Origin of the sequence: Actinosynnema sp. CS-041913 (genome assembly GCF_050942485.1) — a bacterium.
In the GTDB taxonomy this organism is placed as follows: Bacteria; Actinomycetota; Actinomycetes; order Mycobacteriales; family Pseudonocardiaceae; genus Actinosynnema.
In genome coordinates this window covers 3,003,497-3,021,999 of sequence record NZ_CP192037.1, presented here as the reverse complement: position 1 = coordinate 3,021,999, position 18,503 = coordinate 3,003,497, and the positions used below count along the sequence as shown (strand labels likewise).

The window sequence follows — 18,503 nt, the reverse complement described above, 5'->3', positions numbered from 1 at the left end:
AGTGGTTACACGTGGATTCCACGGGTAGCTCATTCGACATGGGCTTCGAACGAGCGGTGGTGACCGGCGGGGCGGGCTTCCTCGGGTCGCACGTGTGCGAGGCGTTGTTGCGCCGGGGCACGCGGGTGGTGTGCGTGGACGACTTCCGCACGGGGTCGCCGGACAACGTGCCGGAGGGCGCGGGGCTGGTGGTGGCGGACGTCGCCAAGCCGCTGGACCTGCTCGGCGATGTCGACCTCGTGCTGCACCTGGCGTGCCCGGCGTCTCCCGTCGACTACCTGCGGTCGCCGGTGGAGACGATGAAGTCGGGTGGTTTCGGCACCTTGCACGCGCTGGAGCTGGCCGCGCGCAAGGGCGCCCGGATCGTCGTCGCGTCGACCAGCGAGGTGTACGGCGACCCGTTGGAGCACCCGCAGCGGGAGACGTACTGGGGCAACGTCAACCCGATCGGGCCGCGCAGCGTCTACGACGAGGCCAAGCGTTTCGGTGAGGCGCTGACCTGCGCGTTCCGCCGGGAGCACAGCGTGGACACGGGCATCGTGCGGATCTTCAACACCTACGGCCCGCGGATGCGCCCCGACGACGGCCGGATGATCCCGACGTTCGTCCGGCAGGCGCGGGCGGGCGAGCCGCTGACCGTGCACGGCGACGGCAGTCAGACGCGGTCGCTGTGCCACGTGGACGACCTGGTGCGCGGGCTGCTCGCGATGGCCGACAGCGACCAGGCCGGACCGGTGAACCTGGGCAACCCGGAGGAGGTCACCGTGCTGGAGGTGGCCCGCCGGGTGACCGAGGTGACCGGCTCGCGGTCGGGCATCCGGCACGTCGAGCCGATGGAGGACGACCCGCGCCGCCGGCGGCCGGACATCACGCTGGCCCGCGAGCTGCTGGGCTGGCAGCCGGAGATCGACCTGGCCGAGGGCCTGCGCCGGTCGTTCCACCGGCACCTCGTCGGATAGCCCGGCGCAGCGCAAGAAAGGGGATGACCGTGCGCGTGCTCGGAATCAACGCCGTGTTCCACGACCCGGCCGCGGCGCTGGTGGTGGACGGGAGGATCGTGGCCGCCGCCGAGGAGGAGCGCTTCTCGCGCCGCAAACACGGCAAGCGGCCGGTGCCGTTCTCCGCGTGGGAGCTGCCCGAACAGGCCGCCCGCTGGTGCCTCGCGCACGCGGGCCTGTCACCCGCCGACCTGGACGCGGTGGCGTACTCCTACGACCCGTCGATGGTCCCGCCCGACAGCGAGGTGCCGTGGGAGGACCTGCGCACCGAGTACGCCCGCCGGGCGCCGCAGTTCCTGTCCACCGCCCTGCCGGGGCTGGACCCGGAGATCGTGCGGTTCGTGCCGCACCACGTGGCGCACGCCGGTTCGACCGGTCTGGCCGCGCCGTTCGGCGGGGACTGCGCCGTGCTGGTGTCCGACGGGCGTGGCGAGTGCGGGTCGCACCTGGCCGGCAGCTATCGCGGGCACCGACTCGAAACGCTTGCCGCGCAACAGCTCCCGCATTCACTGGGGCTGCTCTACGAGGATCTGACCGAGCACCTGGGCTTTCTGCGGTCGAGTGACGAGTACAAGGTGATGGCGCTGGCGTCCTACGCGTCGCCGGTGCACCTGGACCTGATGCGCGAGCACATCCGGCCGACCGGGGACGGCGGGTTCGCGGTGACGCCGGTCGACTGGGCGACGTTGGCGAAGCGGCGCGGCGCGGACGACGAGATGACCCGCGAGCACGCGGAGCTGGCGGCGAGCGTGCAGGTGCGGGTCGAGGAGGTGCTGCTGGACCTGGTGCGGTGGCTGCACGAGCGCACCGGGCAGCGGCGGCTGACCATGGCGGGCGGGGTGGCGCTGAACTGCGTGGCGAACACCCGGATCTTCGCCGAGGGGCCGTTCGAGGAGGTGTGGGTGCAGCCGGCGGCCGGTGACGCCGGGACCGCGCTGGGGGCCGCGCTGCACGTCGTCGCCGAGGCAGGCGAGCCCGCCGCGCCGATGCCGGGCGCGGACCTGGGCCGCGGCTGGACCGACGACGAGATCGAGGAGTACCTGCGCCGGGCCAAGATCGCCTACGAGGAGCCGGCCGACGTCGCCGCGGCGGTGGCCGAGGCGTTGGCGGACAACCAGGTCGTGGCGTGGTTCCAGGGTCGCAGCGAGTACGGGCCGCGGGCGCTGGGCCGCCGTTCGCTGCTGGCCAACCCGTGTTTCGCGGACAACCTCGCCCGGCTCAACGACGTGAAGGGGCGGGAGCAGTTCCGGCCGATCGCGCCGATGGTCCTGGCCGAACGGGCGCACGAGCTGTTCACCCGCGGCCCGATACCCAGTCCCTACATGCTTTTCGTGCACGATGTCCGTCCTGAGTGGAGGGACAAGATCCCGGCCGTCGTGCACGTGGACGGTACCGCGCGGGTACAGACCGTCGATCCCGCACAGGAGCCGCTGATGGCGCGGGTGCTCACCGGTTTCGCCGAGCGCACCGGGGTTCCGGTCGTGGTGAACACCAGCCTGAACACCGCCGGGCGGCCGATGGTGGACGACCCGCGGGACGCGCTGGAGTGCTTCGGCTCCGCGCCGGTCGACCTGCTGGCCATCGGGCGATTCGTGGTGCGCCGATGAGCCCGGACTACGCCGTGGTGATCCCGACCGTGGGCCGCGACAGCCTCAGCGTAATCCTGGACGCGCTCGAACACGGCTCGGGCCCGCCGCCGCGCGAGGTGATCGTGGTGGACGACCGGCCGACGCCGGGACCGTTGCCGCCGACGCGTGCGGCGCGGGTCCTGCGCAGCGGCGGACGCGGACCGGCCGCCGCCCGGAACGCGGGTTGGCGGGCGGCGTGCTGCGAGTGGATCGCCTTCCTGGACGACGACGTGGTGCCGCCGCGGGACTGGAAGCGCCGGCTGGCGGACGACCTCGACGGCCTGGGGCTGGACGTGGCCGGTTCGCAGGCCCGCATCACCGTGCCGCTGCCGGAGGACCGTCGGCCGACGGACTGGGAACGCGGCACGGCGGGCTTGGCCGACGCGCGGTGGATCACCGCCGACATGGCCTACCGGAGGGCCGCGCTGGTCCACGTGGGCGGGTTCGACGAGCGCTTCCCCCGCGCGTACCGGGAGGACGCCGAGCTGGCGTTGCGCCTGCTGGACGAGGGGTACCGGATCGTGCGGGGTTCCCGCGAGACCACCCACCCGGTGCGGCGGTCGGACTTCTTCGCCAGCCTGCGGCAGCAGCGCGGCAACGCCGACGACGCCCTGATGCGCCGGCTGCTCGGCGAGGGGTGGCGTTCGCGCATCGGCGGGCATCCGGGGCGGCTCCGGCGGCACACGCTCACCACGGCCGCCGGTGTCCTGACCGTCGTGTTAGGACTGTTGAGGTCGAGGGCGGCGCTGGTGACCGGGGCGGTGTGGGCGGCGCTGACCGCCCGCTTCGCCGCCGAGCGCATCGCGCCCGGCCCCCGCACGCCCGACGAGGTGCTGCGGATGGTGGTGACCAGCGTGGCCATCCCACCGGCGGCCTGCGCCCACCGGGTGCGCGGCGAACTGCGGCACCGGGCGGTGCGGCGATGACGGCCCTGGTGTTGCGTGCGCTCGGCCTCGGCGAACCTCGGCACCGGGCGGTGCGGCGATGAGGATTCTGGTGTTGCGTGCGCTCGGGCTCGGCGACCTGCTGACGGCCGTGCCGGCGCTGCGGGGGCTGCGCAGGGAGTTCCCGGACGCGGAGATCACGCTCTCCGCGCCGGGGTGGCTGGCCGACGCGGTGGACCGGATCGGCGCGGTGGACCACCTGCTGCCGACGTCGGGCCTGGAGCCGGTCGACTTCGAGGAGCCCGACCTGGCGGTGAACCTGCACGGGCGCGGGCCGGAGAGCGTCGACCTGCTGCGCGTGACGGGGCCCGCCCGGCTCATCACGCACGGCACGCAGGTGCCGTGGCGCGAGGACCAGCACGAGGTGGACCGCTGGTGCCGACTGCTGATGCGCAACGGCATCCCGAGCAACCCGGAGGACCTCCGCCTGCCCGGTCGGACCGCCGGCGGCGGCGACATCGTGGTGCACCCCGGCGCGAGCCACGGCGCGCGGCGGTGGCCGGCGGAGCGGTTCCGCGCCGTCGTGCGGGCGCTGGGACCGGCCGCCGTGGTCACCGGCAGCCCCGCCGAAGCCGATCTGGTGCACGAGGTCGCGGACGGCGTCGCGCGCACGTCGCTCGGCAGTCTGGCGTCACTGTTGGACCTGGTCGCCGGCGCCCGCGCGGTGCTGTGCGGCGACACCGGGGTCGCCCACGTCGCCACCGCCTACGGCACGCCGTCGGTCGTGCTGTTCGGTCCCGTGTCGCCGGACCGGTGGGGACCGCGCGACGGGCCGCACCGGGTGCTGTGGCACGGCACCACCGGGGACACGTTCGCGGAGCACCCGGACCCCGGTCTCCTGCGGATCACGGTCGAGGAAGTCCTGACGGCGTTGGGAGGTGTGCCATGGCACGGATCGGCGTCATCGGCGCGGGTTATGTCGGTCTGACGACCGCCGCCTGCTTCGCCCACCTCGGGCACCGCGTGGTGTGCGCGGACGTGGACGAGGGCAAGGTCACGGCGTTGCGGCGGGCCGAGATCGGCGCGCACGAACCCCGGCTGGCCGAACTGGTCGCGGAGGGCCTGCGGACCGGCCGGCTCGCGTTCACCACGGACAACGGGGAGGCGCTCGCCGATGCGGAGTTCGTGTACCTGTGCCTGCCGACCCCTACCGGGGAGAACGGCGAGGCCGACCTGAGCGCCGTGCACGCCGTGCTCGGTGACGCCGAGCCCGACGGGTGCGTGCTCGTGGTGAAGTCGACGGTGCCGATCGGCACGTCCGACGACATCGCGCGGTCCCAACGGGTTCCGGTGGTGTCGAACCCCGAGTTCCTGCGCGAGGGCCACGCCGTGGACGACTTCCTGCGGCCACAGCGGATCGTGGTCGGCGCGGACGACGAGTCGGCCGCGCGGAGCGTCCTCGCGCTGTACCCGGAAGCGCCCGCGCTGGTCACCGACCGGGCGAGCGCCGAACTGGTGAAGTACGCCAGCAACTGCTTCCTGGCCATGAAGCTGTCCTACGTGAACAGCCTCGCCGAGCTGTGCGAGCAGGCGGGCGCGGACATCGGCGACGTCACCGAGGGGATGCGGCTGGACGAGCGGATCGGCGCGGCCTTCCTGCGGCCCGGTCCCGGTTGGGGCGGGTCGTGCTTCCCCAAGGACACCAGGGCGTTGCTGTCCACTTCGGACGGTGCGCACGTCGACTTCCCGTTGCTGCGCGCCACCATCGACACCAACGAGCGCCAGGCCCGCCGCGTGGTGGAGAAGGTCCGCGAGGCCGCCGGCCCCTTGGCAGGCACGCGGATCGGCTTGCTGGGCCTGACGTTCAAGGCGGGCACGGACGACCTGCGGGACTCCCCCGCGCTCGCCGTGGCCGGGCTGCTGGCCGACGAGGGCGCGGTGCTCACCGGCTACGACCCGTGCGTCACCGCCGACACCGGCCCGGTCCACGTGGCCGAGACCGCGCTGGACGCCGCTCACGACGCGTCGGCGCTGGTGGTGCTGACCGAGTGGCCGGAGTTCGCCGAACTGGACTGGCCGGCCGTGGCGGCCGGGATGAGCCGGCCGGTGATCGTGGACACCCGCAACCTGCTGCCGGCGGACAAGGTCACGGAGAGCGGCATCCGCCTGGTGTCGACCGGGCGGGCCGCCGACTAGTGCCGCGTCCCAGCCCTTAACCTCATGGACCAAGAGCAGCCACGTGGTCCAGGAGGCAAGACGTGTTGGAATCGAGGGACGACGCGCTGCACACCCGCGTCCAGGAGTTGGAAGACCGCGTCGCGCACCTGACCGGCTTGTTGGGAACGCTGCTCCAAGGCGAAGACCGTTTCCAGGCTGCGCTGAACACCGTCTACCAGGCCAGGACGTCCGGGTACGTGGCCGTGTACTTCGTCGGCGGGCGGACGGCGCGGATGCGGTTGCTGACCGGTCCGCAGAGCCCGCCCACCACCAGCGTCGGCTACGGGGACACCTACGTGGGCGGCGTCGTCCGGGCCGGCGAGTTCTGGATGGCCGCCACCCACCGGCCCGGGATCAAGGCCGGGTTCGAGTGCGTCTTCACGCCGCTGTTCTAGTCGCCGTCCAAGGCGGGCCTTCCAGCCGTAGTCCAAGGCGGACCACCGGCCTAGCGCCGGGCGTCCCACCGGAACAACCGGACCGACAGCGCGCACCCCACGGCCGTCCACCCGGCCAGCGACAGCACGGCCAGGCCGACATCCCCCTCACCACCCCAGGCGACGCTGACGAGGTCGGCGACCCCACCGCCGGGCACCAGCAGGGTCCGGGCGTCCGACGAGCCCATCGCCCACGCGCCGCCGCCCAGCAGGGCCAGGAAGAACGGCCCGGTGGTGATCTGCGCGAGTTCCGCGGTCGAGGTGACGCCGCTGGTGGCCACGCCCGCCGCGCAGCTCATCGCCAGGCCGCCGACCAGGGCCAACGCCACCAGCTCCGGCCGGGACGGCAGCGGCGCGCCCAACGCCACGCTGATGCCCAGCAGCAGCGCCGCCTGCACCAGCCCGAGCAGCACGGACGGCAGCACGACGCCGGTCAGCACCACCGCGTCCGACGCCGCGCCGGTGCGCAGCCGCTTGAGGTAGAGGTCTTGGCGGCGTGACGTCAGCGAGGTCGTGACCGTCACGTAGACGGTGAAGCCGAACGTGGTCAGCAACTGGAGGGCGATGGCCACCGGCCAGCCGTCGCTGCTGAGGGACATGGCGAAGTAGCCGCCCATCAGCAGCGGCATCACGAGCGCCAGCGTCGCGGCGGTCCGGTTGCGCAGCAGCAGCTTCAGCTCCACGACGCCCAGTGCGGCGATCATGCGGCGATCACCTCCCGACCGCCGCGGGCCGCGTGGAAGACGTCTTCCAGCGACGCGTGGTTGGCCCGGAGCCTGCCCAGCGCCAAGCCGTCCCGCCGCGCCCACGTCAGCAGGATCTCCAGGTCCTCCTGGAGGTGCCGGGTACGCACGTCGACCCGGCCGGACGGGTTGTGCACCACGTCGCCGCCGAGCATGGGCAGCGCGTCCACGCCGAGCCGGCCGGGCAGGTCGAACGAGATCCGCGCCGGCTGCGCGGCCAGCACGTCCACCAGCGTCCCGGACACCACGACCACGCCCTCGTGCAGGATCGCCAGCCGGTGCGCCAGCGACTCGGCCTCCTCCAGGTAGTGGGTGGTCAGCACCACCGTCGTGCCCTCGGCGAGCAACTCGCGCACCACCTCCCAGGTGCGCTGCCGCGACTCCGGGTCCAGGCCCGTGGTCGGCTCGTCCAGGAACAGCAGCTCGGGCCTCCCGAGCACGGCCAGCAGCAGGTCCAGCCGCCGCCGCTCGCCGCCGGAAAGCTGCCTGATCCGCACGTCCCGCCGGTGTCCCAGATCGAGCCGTTCGAGGGCGTCGCCGTGGTCGCCGCGCCGCCACAGCCGCGCCATCTCCGCCACCGTCAGGTCACCCGGGAAGCCGCTCTCCTGGAGCATGATCCCGGTCCGCGCCCGGATCGCCGCCCGGTCGCGGTGCGGGTCGACGCCGAGCACCCGCACCCGTCCCGCGCTGGGCCGGCGCAGTCCCTCCAGCGTCTCCAGGACGGTGGTCTTGCCCGCCCCGTTGGTGCCCAGCAGCGCGAACAGCTCGCCCTGGTCCACCGCGAGGTCCACCCCGCGCACCGCCTCGAAGTCCCCGTACCGGCAGCGCAACGCCGCCACGTCGATCACCCGGTTCCGCATGGCGACCATGTTCGCGACGGCACGGGCGCGCCGTCAGTGCCGCCGCGCACCGGATCATGTGACAGATGTCAGCAGACACCAGGGCGGTTCGGCTCGTAGATTCGTGACGTGACACAGATCAGCACGCTGCGCCGCTGGACCTGGTGGTCGGTGGTCGGCGCGGGCGTGATGGTCGCGGCCGTGACCACCTTCGACATGTCCACCGGCCGGTACGGGTGGGGCACCGCGGGGCTCGCGGCTGCCGTCGTGGTGGTCAGCGTGCAGCACGCCCGGTACCTGCGGACGGCGATGGGCGGTCTGGGGCGGGACGAGCGGCGCACGTGGGAGCACCTGGCGACGTTCGCGGTGGCGCTCGGGGCGCTCGCGTTCGCCGGGACGCAGACGCCCGTGCCGATGGCGTGGTACCTGCTGCCGGCCGCCGTGATCGCGCACGTCGTGGCCAACCGGCCGGCGGGGTCGCGGTGGGTCCTGGTGGCCGCGGGGACGGTCGCCGCGATCCTCGCGGGCGGGGTGCTGCGCTCGCCGGACATGGTCGGCTCGCTGGTGCTGCCGGTGGTGCTGGTGTGCGCGTTCGTGCTGTCCGACCTCGCGCAGTTGTGGTTCTGGGACGCGGTGCTGCAAGTGGACCGGGCGCGGCAGACGTCCGAAGCGCTGGCCGTGGCGGAGGAGCGGTTGCGGTTCGCGGCCGACCTGCACGACATCCAGGGCCACCACCTCCAGGCGATCGCGCTGAAGGGCGAGCTGACCGCCCGGCTGATCGGGCGGGACGACCCGGCGGCGCGCAAGCACGCGGACGAGATCGCCGAGCTGGCCCGGACCGCGCTGCGGGAGACCCGTGCGGTCGTGCAGGGCTACCGGCGGGCCAGTCTGGGCACGGAGATCACCAACGCGGTCGGCGTGCTGCGGGCGGCCGGGATCGAGACGGCGGTGTCCGGCGACGCGACCGACGTGCCGCCGCCGTTGCAGCCGCTGTTCGGGGCACTGGTGCGGGAGGGGACGACGAACGTGCTGCGGCACAGCCGGGCGCGGCGGTGCGCGGTCGACATCAGCGTGGCGGACGGGCAGGTCCGGGTTCGGCTGAGCAACGACGGGGTCCGGTCCGAGGACGGTGTCGGAATGGGGTTCGACGGTGCCGGGTTCGGGTTCGACGGCGCCGGGCTGGCCGGGCTGCGGGAGCGGTTCGCGACCGTGGGCGGGCAGATCGAGGTGGGCTCGTCGGGCGCGGACGGGTTCGAGCTGGTCGGGCTGGTCCGGTCGTGATCCGGGTCGTGCTGGCCGACGACGAGGACCTGATCCGTGGTGCGCTGGCGGCGCTGCTCGAACTAGAGGACGACCTGTCCGTGGTGGCGCAGGCCAGCGACGGGGACGCCGCCGTCGCCGCCGTGCGCGCCCACTTGCCGGACATCGCGGTGTTCGACCTGGAGATGCCCCGGCGCGACGGGGTGCTCGCCGCCGAGGCCGTGCGGGAGTTGGCGGGCGTCGCGGTCGTCATCGTGACCCGGCACGCGCGGCCCGGTGTGCTGCGGCGGGCGCTCAGCGCGGGGGTCCGGGGCTTCGTGCCCAAGACGACGCCGGCGTCGCAGCTCGCCTCGATCCTGCGCGGCGTGCACGCCGGCCGCCGTTACGTGGACTCCGAGATCGCCGCCGCCGCCCTGACCGAGGACGCCTGCCCCCTGACCACCCGCGAACTCGACGTCCTGCGGCACGCCCTGCGCGGCGGCACGGTGACCGTGATCGCGCGGGAAGCGCACCTCGCCACCGGGACGGTGCGCAACTACCTGTCGTCCGCCATGACGAAACTGGGCGTCAGCACCCGCTACGAAGCCGCCCGCCTGGCCTGGGACGAAGGCTGGATCTGAGCCACGCGCACCACGTTGAGAAGGCTCGCGGACAACCAGCCGCCCACAGCCACGATCCTCCGGGATACCGCGCTATCGTTCGACCAGGTGCACCGGGACGCCGAAGCCCGTCCCGGCGGACAGCAGCCGCTGAACCGCCTCACGCTCGTCCGCCGATCCGTAGGTGACCTGGATCAGCGCACGGTTCCGGTCTCCGTCACATGGAGTGCCGACGTCCACCGAGACGTCACCGCCCACGGCCCTGATCTCGTCGGCCAACTCCTTGTTCCCGGTCAGCCCGGCGGACACCTCGGTCGGGCTGGGCAACTGGTCGCACGGTGGGTGGGCGTCCGTCGAGGACGACCCGAAGCCGTACCGGGCCACGGCGACACCTCCGCCGACGACGAGCACCGCGACCACCCCGACGACGATCTTCGACATCGCTTTCACCGCACACTCCCCTGCGTCGACCCGAATCGCGATCCCCGGCTGATCATGCCGTGACCGCACGTGCACTGCCGATCTCGTACCGCGACCCGCATGCCTCGATCATCTCGGCGTCGTGCGTCGACACGATCACCGTGCAGCCACCGGCGGCGAAGTCCGCGAACAGGTCGATCACCTTGCGGCGGTTCGTCGCGTCGAGCGACGCGGTCGGCTCGTCGACGAACACCACCTCGGCCTGCTTGTAGATGGCGCGGGCCAGCGCGAGCCGCTGTTTTTCCCCGCCGCTGAGGTGGCTCGCCACCTCCTCCTCACGACCACCCAGGCCGGTCTGCTCCAGCACGCGCGCCAACCGGTCCAGGTCCCCGGTGGCCCGCCTGCCGAACAGACCCGCGCTCATGGTGACGTTGAACGCCACGGACTCTTCGTCCATGATCCCGTAGTCCTGCAGCACGAACGCCGCGTGATCGCGCCAGAACCGCCGCCGCGCCGCGGCGCCGTACCCCGTGACGTCGTCGTCGCCGATCACGATCCGGCCTCGGTCCACCGGCAGCAGCAGCCCGAGGCAGTGCAGCAGTGTCGTCTTGCCGGACCCGCTGGGACCGACCAGGGCCGTCATCGTCCCCGGCGCACAGCGCAGGGTCTCCCCGTCGAGCACGGCCCGTCCGCCAATGGCCACGCCGACGCCTTCGGCTCGCACCAACATCCGCGCAGTCTCCGATCAGATCCGACGCCGGCCGACGCCGGCGAAGCACCAGCGGGCGGCGAGCACGTGGCACAGCGGGACGATCAGCAACCCGACGGCGGCGACCACGAGCACCGCCGCCATCCCCTCGGGCCGCTGGAAGAGCAGAGCGAGGCCGACAAGGCCAACCCCGACCAGGACTTCTCCAGCGACGCGGCCCCGCAGGACATGGGCCCACGACCGGCCGGCCAACCGCAACGGAAAATCGCGCTTGGCGTGCAGCAGCGCCGTGATCAGCGCGCTGATCGCGGCGGCGACGGCGAAGGCGACCAGGAGCGCGGCCAGGGCCAGGTTGAGCAGCCACGTGACGTACGCGGTGAACTGCGCCAGCAGGATGCCGTCCTCGGCGATGTAGATCACCCGCAACTGCCCGGTGATCCCCCGTCCCCACAACGAGTCAACGCCTAACCCGTTGCGCTGCAACAACTCCTGCGTCGCGCCCACCCCGCTGAACACCAGGTTGCGCGTCGACGCCATCGAGGTCAGGTTGCTGTCGTCGACCACGCTGTGAGCGGAGGACAGCACCGCGACGAGGACGTCGTCGAGGAACACGAGCTGCCCGCCACCACCGCCTTGGGCGACTGGGAGCCGGTAACCCTGGACGGGCCGGAAGAACCGCATCCCCGCGAGGACTTCCTCACCCGGCGAACCGTCTCGGGACCACAGCTCCAGCGTGGCCGCCAGGCCCCGGGTGTTCTCCAGCGCCTCGGCCCGCGGCACCGGTTCCAGCGCGGGTTGCGCGGCGCCTTCGGTGACCAGGTCGAGCCAGCGCTGGTTCACCAACGCAACGGCGGAGTAGTCGACCAACCCGGCAGGCCGGGCCTGCTCCGCGAAGGTGTAGGACAGCGCGGCGACGCCGCGGGACTCCGCGTCCTGCACCACCTTGCCGAAATCGGCCTCGACCGCGACCATCTCCTGTTCGCCGAGGCCGAACTCGATGCCGACCTGGTCGGAGAGCTGCCGCCACATCGCCGTGTCGGCGGCGGTCGCCGACGCCTGCCGATAGGCCGTCCAGGCGGGGCCCGCCGACGACACGACCAGCAGGAACGACAGCGCCTGCACGACCACGGCGGCGGTCCGCAGGCTGCGCACAGCCGGCTGCCGCATGGCGAGCATGGTGACGGTGGGCCACGCGGTGGCCGACATGACCACCACGGCCAGCAGGGCCGCGGCGGTCACCGCGAGTTGCAGTCCGACCAGCACGCCGACGAACGTCCCGACGTAAAGCCAGTCGTAGGCCAGACCCACATAGACCGTCGAAGCGGCGAGGACCACCGCCGCCGAGACGGCCAACGCCCCCGCGAAACCACTCAGGTCCTGCACATGGATCTGCCACACCGGGCAGCCGCCGAGCACCCGCAGCGCCCGGCCCCGGGCCTTCATCGACAGCCAGAACAACGCCAATGCGACGATCATCGCGAATGCGGCGAGAACCGCCGACAGGAAACTGCCCTCGTTCACCACGAATTCGAACGACTCGGAAACCGAAGCGGTCCGAGCACGGACCACCACGCCCTCGGCCGATAACGCCGCGACGAACTCGTCGACCCGGGAACCGTCACCCGTCAGCAGGTAGGAACCGTCGGCGTATGAATTGGCCAGGCGTTCCCTGCCGATCACTTGCGCCGTTCCTCCACTGAACCAATCGAATTCGGTGGTCGTGCGGTCGGCGAAGCTGACGAAGACTTTGCGGTCCACTTCGCCGTCACCGGCCAGGTCGGGCGCTATCTTGACCAGGCCCAGCCCCAGCTCCGCGTCCAGTTCAGCCAGTCGGTCGAACGCTTGCGCGTCGGAAAGCGGTGAAGCCCCGAAATCCAGCCCCACCCGGCCGTGCGCGCCGATGGCTTGCGGGTACTCCCGGTCGTGCATATCGGTGACAATGATCGCCACCAATGCCAATAATGCGAACAGCGCTCCCGCGACGATCGCGACGACCCGCTGGTACAACGGCTCTCCCCCGGAGTTCCTGTCGAACTGGCGATCAACAGCGTACTCCGACCCCGGCGTGTGCGTTCACCGGGGCCGGAGTACCAACGATTCAGCAGGTCCGGTAGTAGTAGTTGGCTTCCAGACCAGGGGAGTTCACGGTGCTGATCTCCGCGATGGACGTTTGACCGCCGGCCGTGTCGACGCTTCTGGAACGAGAGGTCTCCGAACCGTCGATGTACCTGATCACCGTGGACCCGTGGCACACGCCCACGTTGTAGTACGAACGGAGCTTCACGTCCCAGAAGCCGTACTCCCACGTGCCACCCGACGACGGATACTGGGTGTTCTTTCCCACCGAGACCCATGCGCTCGCGGGCGTCGCGGCGGCTCCCATCACCGCAGCGGCCAATGCCACCGCGGTCAAAGCGGTCTTGATCATCTGCTTCACGGACTGTCCTCCTCAAAAGGCCGACCCCTGCACGACCCCGGGGTCACGACACCGGACGTGGCTTCCGTGCCACATCTCGGGCCACCGCGTTGGGCGGCAGCACGAGTCAAGCGCGTCGAGTCGACCGAATCCCGTGTCGTTCGACCAGTTCAACCCTGCACTTTCGGGAAGCCGACAGGCAGCGCACCCGCCCGAATGGACAGGTTGACGAGGTGCGCCCGGTTGCTGGCCTGGAATTTCGCCAACAGGTTCCCCAGGTGGTACTTCACTGTGCGCTCGCTGCGCTGCAACCGCCCCGCGATCTGGCGGTCAGTGTGCCCGTCGGCAACCATGCGCAACACCGTCCGCTCGCTCGGGGTCAACGGGACATCGACCGCTCCACTGTCCCGGACGTGCACGAGACAACGTTCCGCCAAGTGGTCCAGCAACCGCACTCCCAGGGCTGGGCTGATCCATCGCGCACCGCCGCGAACGACCTCCACCACATCCACCAGATGCGCAGGCCTGTCCTCGGCCGAGACAATGCCGTCCACGCCGGACTGCAACAAATCCGACATCTCTTCGAATGTCGAACGGTCATCTACGAGCACCGCCACGACGGCAACCCCAGAGATAACCCTCTCCGCTCGCATCCTCAGCAATTCACGCAAATCCCGTTTCCGACCGACGTCCACGATGACGACATCAGGAGATTCTGCGCCGATACCTTCGGCGGTGACCCGTGCCCCGTCCGGAAAGACCATCGTCTCCACGTTGCCCCGCTTGCCGAGAACCGCAGCCACGCCCGCACCGAGTACTGGATTTCGAACCACGACGAGAATACGCACCAGTACGCCCGGATCGAACCCGGCGACATACTCCGGTGACGAATCACCTCTCACAGCCTATTTCCCCCCACGCCGAACCCCCTCCCATCGCACCCGACCACGATCGCGAGCCGAGCCAGGCTATACCTGCGACCGAACGGGGTCAATTGATCTTCACGACGACCACCGAAAAGAACTACCCAGGTTCAGCAGCACACATCATTCGACCACGGATCGTCGTCTCAATTGGTGAAGTTGCTCCGATCAGGACACAAATCGGAGCCCTCACTGTCGAGCGAAAATAGTCCACCTCGGCTAGGCCGGCGCCTCCGCCGACACGACGGTATCAACACGACCACTCCGGGCAACAAGGGTTTTGAACCGCAACGGATACAGCCGACTCCACGTTCACTGTTGACGAAAGCCGGTGTCACACTCCGTGCACGCACCCGGCCGATGGAACGGCCCGTTCGGCGGTTGTGCACGTAAGAACCCGAGGAAGCGGTATCTCGCAGTACGACCTGCCCCCGACAGCGTCCCGACAAGTTCACCGTAGCGGCTGTGTGCCACATCTCGATTCTTGATAGCCTCGTGGCGGATGTGGGGCCGCAGGTTCAGGCTCAGCGCGTCACACCGAAACCAGCACCCGCTACGAAGCCGCCCGCCTCGCCTGAGACGAAGGCTGGATCTGACCCAAGTGCACCACCTTCATGGTGGTCATCTCGTCCAACAACTCCGGCCCGTACCCGAACCCGGTCCCGGACATCCGCCGAGGCTGGGCCGCGCCACCCGGAGCACCGCCGAACACCGCGTTCACCTTCACCGTGCCCACCGGCAGCGTCCGCCAAGCCTGCTGTGCGTGCGCCATCGACCCGGTCAGCACCGTCGCCGCCAACCCGTGCTCGTCCACCGCCGCCTCGGCGAGGCCCTGCTCGAACGACTCCACCACCCGCACGGGCGCGACCGGGCCGAACGTCTCCTCGCGCATCACCCTCATGTCGGGCGTGCAGCGGCCCAGCACGGTCGCCGGGTAGTGCGAGCCCGAGCCGTCCGGCACCGATCCGCCGGTCAGCACCGTCGCACCGTCCGCGACCGCCTCCGACACGTGCTCGTGCACGTGGGTGCGTTGCCGTGCGTCGACCAGCGGCTGGGGTGTCCACGAGCGGGCGGCCTGGCACAGGGCGTCCAGGAAATCGGGCGCGATCTCCTCGTGGACGAAGATGCGCTCGACCGACGTGCACAACTGCCCGGCGTTGGTGAACGCGCCCAGCGCCGCCTGCTCGGCCGCCCACTCCGGGTCCACGTCGGAGTCGATCACCAGTGGGTCGTTGCCGCCGTTCTCCAGCAGCGCCTTGGCCCCGGTGGCGGCCGTCGCGGCGGCGATCGAACGGCCCGTCGCGGTGCCGCCGACGTGTGCGACGAGGTCCACGTGCCGGTCGGCGGCCAGTCGCGCGCCCACCGAACCGTCCCCGGTGAGGCTCTGCAACACGCCGTCCGGGAACGCGGGCGACATCAGTTGGCCGAGCAGCATCCCGACGTGCGGGCAGCGCTCGCTCGCCTTGTGCACCACCGTGTTGCCGGTCACGAGCGCCGCGCCGAGCAGTCCGCACGCCACCGCCACCGGGTCGTTCCACGGGGTCAGCGCCACCACCACGCCGCGCGGCTCGGGCACCATGAAGTCCGTCGCGTCCCACGAGCCCAGCAGCGACCGTCCACGGTGGACCGGACCCAGCTCGGCGTACTGCTCCAAGGTCGACACGCCGGCCAGCACACCCTCCTGCGCGGAGCCGAACGGCCGACCGGTCTCGGCCTCCACGAGGTTCGCCAGCTCCCCCGCGTGCGCCCGCACCGACGCCGCCGCCGACCGCAGGGCGGCGCCCCGTTCGGCCGCCGGGGTGGCCGCCCAGCCGGGCTGCGCGGCACGGGCCGTGAGGACCGCGCCGGCCACGTCCTCCTCCGACGCGGCGGGCAGCCAGCCCACCAGCCGGCCGTCGAGCGGACTGTGGATGTCGAGGGCACGCATGTCCGTCATGGCGATCGGGTACCCGAGGCGCCCAACCGAAACACAGGAGGGGCCATGCCCGGACGCCAGGAACTGCCCAGCACGGTCGCGCGGTCGTCGAAGAAGGCCCAGCGCACGTGGATCAAGGCGCACGACTCGGCCGTCGAGTCCTACGGGGAGGGCGAACGCTCGCACCGCACGGCCTTCTCGGCGCTCAAGCACTCGTTCGAGAAGGTCGGCGACCACTGGGAGCCCAAGGATCACAAAGGCCCGTCGGACAAGCAGGCCGCCCGCAGCACGCCCAAGCAGGGCAAGACGGCCGGCGGGGTGGACGCGAACGCCAGCAAGCAGCACCTGTACGACCTGGCGAAGAAGCTGGACGTGCCCGGCCGGTCGACCATGACCAAGCAGGAGCTGGTCAAGGCGATCGACAAGGCCAACCAGAAGAAGACTAAGGCTCGCGCCAGTTCGAGTCGGTGAGCATCCCGGACGCCTGCGGTCCCATCAGCAGCATCCCGCCGTCCACCACGAACGACGCCCCGGTCACGTAGCCGGCCGCCGGAGTGGCCAGGAACGCCACCACCGCCGCGACCTCCTTCGCGTGGCCGGGGCGGCCGAGCGGGTAGCCGGGCCGGGGCTGGGTGCGCGGGTCCACGTCCTCCTGGCCGGTCATCGGCGTGGCGATCTCGCCCGGCGCGACGGAGTTGACCGTGATGTCGTGCTCGGCCAGTTCGAGCGCCAGCACCTTGGTCAACGCGCCCAGGCCGGCCTTCGCCGCGCAGTAGGGGGCCGCGCCGACGCGCGGGGCGTGCTCGTGCACGGAGGTGATGTTGATGATCCGACCGCCCTTGCCCGCTTCGATCATGTGCCGGGCGGCGCGCTGCGAGCACAGGAACGCGCCGTCCAGGTCCACCGACAGCACGTGCCGCCAGGTGTCGAAGTCCATGTCCATGGCCTTCGTGGCGGTGCCCGTGCCGGCGCAGTTGACCAGCACGTCGATGCCGCCCAGCTCCGCGGCCAACTCGTCCACCACGGCCGTCGCGGTGGGCAGGTCGCCCAGGTCCAACTGGCGCACGGCCGCCTTGACGCCCAGGTCGCGGACCTGCTCGGCGGTGTGCGCGGCGCCGTCGGCGTCCTGGTGGTAGGTGATGCCGACGTCGACGCCACCGCCGGCGAAGGCCACCGCGATGGCCTCGCCGATGCCCGAGTCCGACCCGGTCACCACGGCGCGCAGCGGCGCGCCCCTGCGGTCTTCTGGAAGTGGAGTGCCCATGGCGGCCGGGTACCCCCGACCACGTTTGCGACACCCGGTCCAGGGAACGCCCCCCGGAAGAGGAAGGGAGAAAATCCATGAAGGCCGTCACCTGGCACGGCAAGCGGGACGTGCGCGTGGACGAGGTCCCCGACCCGGTGCTCAAGGAGCCGACCGACGTGATCGTGCGCATCACGTCCAGTGGAATCTGTGGCTCCGACCTGCACCTTTACGAGGTGTTGGGTCCGTTCATCGATGAGGGCGACATCCTCGGCCACGAGCCGATGGGCGTGGTCGAGGAGGTGGGCGGGAACGTCACCGCCCTCCGGCCCGGTGACCGGGTGGTGATCCCGTTCAACGTGTCGTGCGGCTCGTGCTTCATGTGCGGGCAGGGGCTCCAGTCGCAGTGCGAGACCACGCAGGTGCGGGAGCAGGGCTCGGGCGCCGCGCTGTTCGGGTACACCAAGCTGTACGGGCAGGTGCCCGGCGGGCAGGCCGAGTACCTGCGGGTGCCGTTCGGGAACACGCTGCCGATCAAGGTGCCCGAGGGCCCGCCGGACGACCGGTTCGTCTACCTGTCGGACGTGCTGCCGACCGCGTGGCAGGCGGTGGAATACGCGGGCGTCGGCGAGGGCAGCGTCGTCGTGCTCGGGCTCGGTCCGATCGGCGACATGGCGGCGCGGGTCGCCCGGCACCGGGGCGCGAGCACGGTCATCGGCGTCGACCTGGTGCCCGAACGGCTGAACCGGGCGCGGGCACGGGGTGTGACGGTGCTGGACGTGCGGGACAGCCACCTGGTGGACCACATCCGCGACCTGACCGGCGGACGAGGGCCGGACGCCGTGATCGACGCGGTGGGCATGGAGGCGCACGGCGCGCCCGTGGCGAAGCTCGGCCACCAGGCCGTGGGGCTGCTGCCGGACGCCATCGCGGCCCGGTTCATGAAGACGGCGGGCATCGACCGGCTGCACGCGTTGCGGCTGGCGATCGACATCGTGCGGCGCGGCGGGACGATCTCGGTGATCGGCGTGTACGGCGGGATGGCGGACCCGTTGCCGATGCTGACGATGTTCGACAAGCAGATCCAGCTCCGCATGGGCCAGGCGAACGTGTGGCGCTGGGTGGACGACATCCTGCCGCTGCTGGGCGACGACGACCCGCTGGGCACGGAGGACTTCGCGACCCACCGCCTGCCGCTCACCGAGGCCCCGCACGCGTACGAGATGTTCCAGCGCAAGCGGGACAACGCGGTCAAAGTGCTGTTGCAGCCATGAG

19 protein-coding genes are annotated in these 18,503 nt (G+C 71.4%); 10 read left to right on the top strand and 9 right to left on the bottom strand.

Translation table 11 applies throughout. The features are described 5' to 3' along the window. Positions 1 to 38 precede the first annotated feature (38 nt). The 6 genes from ACQPZF_RS14565 to ACQPZF_RS14540 all read left to right on the top strand — a co-directional run bounded on the left by ACQPZF_RS14565 (position 39) and on the right by ACQPZF_RS14540 (position 6,122). A complete protein-coding gene (locus tag ACQPZF_RS14565; RefSeq protein ID WP_433271939.1) occupies positions 39 to 959 on the top strand; it encodes a UDP-glucuronic acid decarboxylase family protein in 921 nt (306 codons plus the stop codon). A gap of 29 nt (positions 960 to 988) precedes the next feature. After that, positions 989 to 2,605, top strand: a complete 1,617-nt coding sequence (locus tag ACQPZF_RS14560) for a carbamoyltransferase family protein (RefSeq protein WP_433271938.1) — start codon at positions 989 to 991, stop codon at positions 2,603 to 2,605. Further along, positions 2,602 to 3,552, top strand: a complete 951-nt coding sequence (locus tag ACQPZF_RS14555) for a glycosyltransferase family 2 protein (RefSeq protein ID WP_433271937.1) — start codon at positions 2,602 to 2,604, stop codon at positions 3,550 to 3,552. The genes ACQPZF_RS14560 and ACQPZF_RS14555 overlap by 4 nt, the downstream gene beginning before the upstream one ends. Positions 3,553 to 3,610: 58 nt before the next feature. After that, positions 3,611 to 4,498, top strand: coding sequence for a glycosyltransferase family 9 protein (locus ACQPZF_RS14550; protein ID WP_433271936.1), 888 nt, complete (start codon positions 3,611 to 3,613; stop codon positions 4,496 to 4,498). After that, entirely contained in the window at positions 4,456 to 5,706 is a 1,251-nt protein-coding gene (locus ACQPZF_RS14545; RefSeq protein ID WP_433271935.1) for a UDP-glucose dehydrogenase family protein, read from the top strand. Before ACQPZF_RS14550 ends, ACQPZF_RS14545 begins: the two co-directional genes overlap by 43 nt. A gap of 62 nt (positions 5,707 to 5,768) precedes the next feature. Beyond that, positions 5,769 to 6,122: a hypothetical protein gene (locus ACQPZF_RS14540; RefSeq protein ID WP_433271934.1), complete on the top strand. Its 354-nt coding sequence runs from the start codon at positions 5,769 to 5,771 to the stop codon at positions 6,120 to 6,122. Positions 6,123 to 6,172: 50 nt separating this feature from the next. Here the strand turns inward: ACQPZF_RS14540 and ACQPZF_RS14535 are convergent, their stop codons facing one another. Together ACQPZF_RS14535 and ACQPZF_RS14530 are read right to left on the bottom strand one after the other, a co-directional pair. Beyond that, positions 6,173 to 6,865: an ABC transporter permease gene (locus ACQPZF_RS14535; RefSeq protein WP_433271933.1), complete on the bottom strand. Its 693-nt coding sequence runs from the start codon at positions 6,863 to 6,865 to the stop codon at positions 6,173 to 6,175. Further along, a complete protein-coding gene (locus ACQPZF_RS14530) occupies positions 6,862 to 7,764 on the bottom strand; it encodes an ABC transporter ATP-binding protein (protein ID WP_433271932.1) in 903 nt (300 codons plus the stop codon). Before ACQPZF_RS14530 ends, ACQPZF_RS14535 begins: the two co-directional genes overlap by 4 nt. Before the next feature lie 108 nt (positions 7,765 to 7,872). Between ACQPZF_RS14530 and ACQPZF_RS14525 the strand changes: the two genes are divergently transcribed. Continuing rightward, entirely contained in the window at positions 7,873 to 9,024 is a 1,152-nt protein-coding gene (locus tag ACQPZF_RS14525; RefSeq protein ID WP_433271931.1) for a sensor histidine kinase, read from the top strand. After that, on the top strand, positions 9,021 to 9,623 hold the full coding sequence (locus ACQPZF_RS14520; RefSeq protein WP_433271930.1) for a response regulator transcription factor: 603 nt from the start codon (positions 9,021 to 9,023) through the stop codon (positions 9,621 to 9,623). The genes ACQPZF_RS14525 and ACQPZF_RS14520 overlap by 4 nt, the downstream gene beginning before the upstream one ends. 72 nt (positions 9,624 to 9,695) lie before the next feature. On the opposite strand, the gene ACQPZF_RS14515 is transcribed toward ACQPZF_RS14520, so the two are convergent. From ACQPZF_RS14515 to ACQPZF_RS14490, 6 genes are all read right to left on the bottom strand, one after another. Then, on the bottom strand, positions 9,696 to 10,043 hold the full coding sequence (locus tag ACQPZF_RS14515; RefSeq protein WP_433271929.1) for a hypothetical protein: 348 nt from the start codon (positions 10,041 to 10,043) through the stop codon (positions 9,696 to 9,698). A gap of 52 nt (positions 10,044 to 10,095) precedes the next feature. After that, positions 10,096 to 10,752, bottom strand: coding sequence for an ABC transporter ATP-binding protein (locus ACQPZF_RS14510; protein ID WP_433271928.1), 657 nt, complete (start codon positions 10,750 to 10,752; stop codon positions 10,096 to 10,098). 15 nt (positions 10,753 to 10,767) lie between these two features. Continuing rightward, positions 10,768 to 12,738 (bottom strand): hypothetical protein, encoded by a 1,971-nt coding sequence (locus ACQPZF_RS14505; RefSeq protein ID WP_433271927.1) that lies wholly within the window; start codon positions 12,736 to 12,738, stop codon positions 10,768 to 10,770. 91 nt (positions 12,739 to 12,829) lie between these two features. Continuing rightward, positions 12,830 to 13,159 (bottom strand): lactococcin 972 family bacteriocin, encoded by a 330-nt coding sequence (locus ACQPZF_RS14500; protein WP_433274559.1) that lies wholly within the window; start codon positions 13,157 to 13,159, stop codon positions 12,830 to 12,832. A gap of 158 nt (positions 13,160 to 13,317) precedes the next feature. Continuing rightward, on the bottom strand, positions 13,318 to 14,049 hold the full coding sequence (locus ACQPZF_RS14495; RefSeq protein ID WP_433271926.1) for a helix-turn-helix transcriptional regulator: 732 nt from the start codon (positions 14,047 to 14,049) through the stop codon (positions 13,318 to 13,320). A 574-nt stretch (positions 14,050 to 14,623) separates the two neighbouring features. Further along, entirely contained in the window at positions 14,624 to 16,006 is a 1,383-nt protein-coding gene (locus tag ACQPZF_RS14490; RefSeq protein WP_433271925.1) for an aldehyde dehydrogenase family protein, read from the bottom strand. A gap of 45 nt (positions 16,007 to 16,051) precedes the next feature. Between ACQPZF_RS14490 and ACQPZF_RS14485 the strand changes: the two genes are divergently transcribed. Further along, the gene (locus ACQPZF_RS14485) at positions 16,052 to 16,456 is read left to right on the top strand and encodes a ChaB family protein (protein ID WP_433271924.1); all 405 of its coding nucleotides are present in this window, start codon (positions 16,052 to 16,054) and stop codon (positions 16,454 to 16,456) included. Here the strand turns inward: ACQPZF_RS14485 and ACQPZF_RS14480 are convergent. After that, positions 16,428 to 17,249, bottom strand: a complete 822-nt coding sequence (locus tag ACQPZF_RS14480) for an SDR family oxidoreductase (protein WP_433271923.1) — start codon at positions 17,247 to 17,249, stop codon at positions 16,428 to 16,430. The genes ACQPZF_RS14485 and ACQPZF_RS14480 overlap by 29 nt on opposite strands. Before the next feature lie 77 nt (positions 17,250 to 17,326). On the opposite strand from ACQPZF_RS14480, the gene ACQPZF_RS14475 reads away from it, so the two are divergent. Beyond that, a complete protein-coding gene (locus tag ACQPZF_RS14475; protein ID WP_433271922.1) occupies positions 17,327 to 18,502 on the top strand; it encodes a zinc-dependent alcohol dehydrogenase in 1,176 nt (391 codons plus the stop codon). Position 18,503: the final 1 nt, after the last annotated feature.

Excerpts from the sequence above, each read along its gene's own strand:
- ACQPZF_RS14565 (WP_433271939.1), top strand. The coding sequence starts at position 39 with ATGGGCTTCGAACGAGCGGTGGTGACCGGCGGGGCGGGCTTCCTCGGG.
- ACQPZF_RS14555 (WP_433271937.1), top strand. The coding sequence starts at position 2,602 with ATGAGCCCGGACTACGCCGTGGTGATCCCGACCGTGGGCCGCGACAGC.
- ACQPZF_RS14550 (WP_433271936.1), top strand. The coding sequence starts at position 3,611 with ATGAGGATTCTGGTGTTGCGTGCGCTCGGGCTCGGCGACCTGCTGACG.
- ACQPZF_RS14545 (WP_433271935.1), top strand. The coding sequence starts at position 4,456 with ATGGCACGGATCGGCGTCATCGGCGCGGGTTATGTCGGTCTGACGACC.
- ACQPZF_RS14535 (WP_433271933.1), bottom strand. The coding sequence starts at position 6,865 with ATGATCGCCGCACTGGGCGTCGTGGAGCTGAAGCTGCTGCTGCGCAAC.
- ACQPZF_RS14530 (WP_433271932.1), bottom strand. The coding sequence starts at position 7,764 with ATGCGGAACCGGGTGATCGACGTGGCGGCGTTGCGCTGCCGGTACGGG.
- ACQPZF_RS14515 (WP_433271929.1), bottom strand. The coding sequence starts at position 10,043 with ATGTCGAAGATCGTCGTCGGGGTGGTCGCGGTGCTCGTCGTCGGCGGA.
- ACQPZF_RS14510 (WP_433271928.1), bottom strand. The coding sequence starts at position 10,752 with ATGTTGGTGCGAGCCGAAGGCGTCGGCGTGGCCATTGGCGGACGGGCC.
- ACQPZF_RS14500 (WP_433274559.1), bottom strand. The coding sequence starts at position 13,159 with ATGATCAAGACCGCTTTGACCGCGGTGGCATTGGCCGCTGCGGTGATG.
- ACQPZF_RS14490 (WP_433271925.1), bottom strand. The coding sequence starts at position 16,006 with ATGACGGACATGCGTGCCCTCGACATCCACAGTCCGCTCGACGGCCGG.
- ACQPZF_RS14485 (WP_433271924.1), top strand. The coding sequence starts at position 16,052 with ATGCCCGGACGCCAGGAACTGCCCAGCACGGTCGCGCGGTCGTCGAAG.
- ACQPZF_RS14480 (WP_433271923.1), bottom strand. The coding sequence starts at position 17,249 with ATGGGCACTCCACTTCCAGAAGACCGCAGGGGCGCGCCGCTGCGCGCC.
- ACQPZF_RS14475 (WP_433271922.1), top strand. The coding sequence starts at position 17,327 with ATGAAGGCCGTCACCTGGCACGGCAAGCGGGACGTGCGCGTGGACGAG.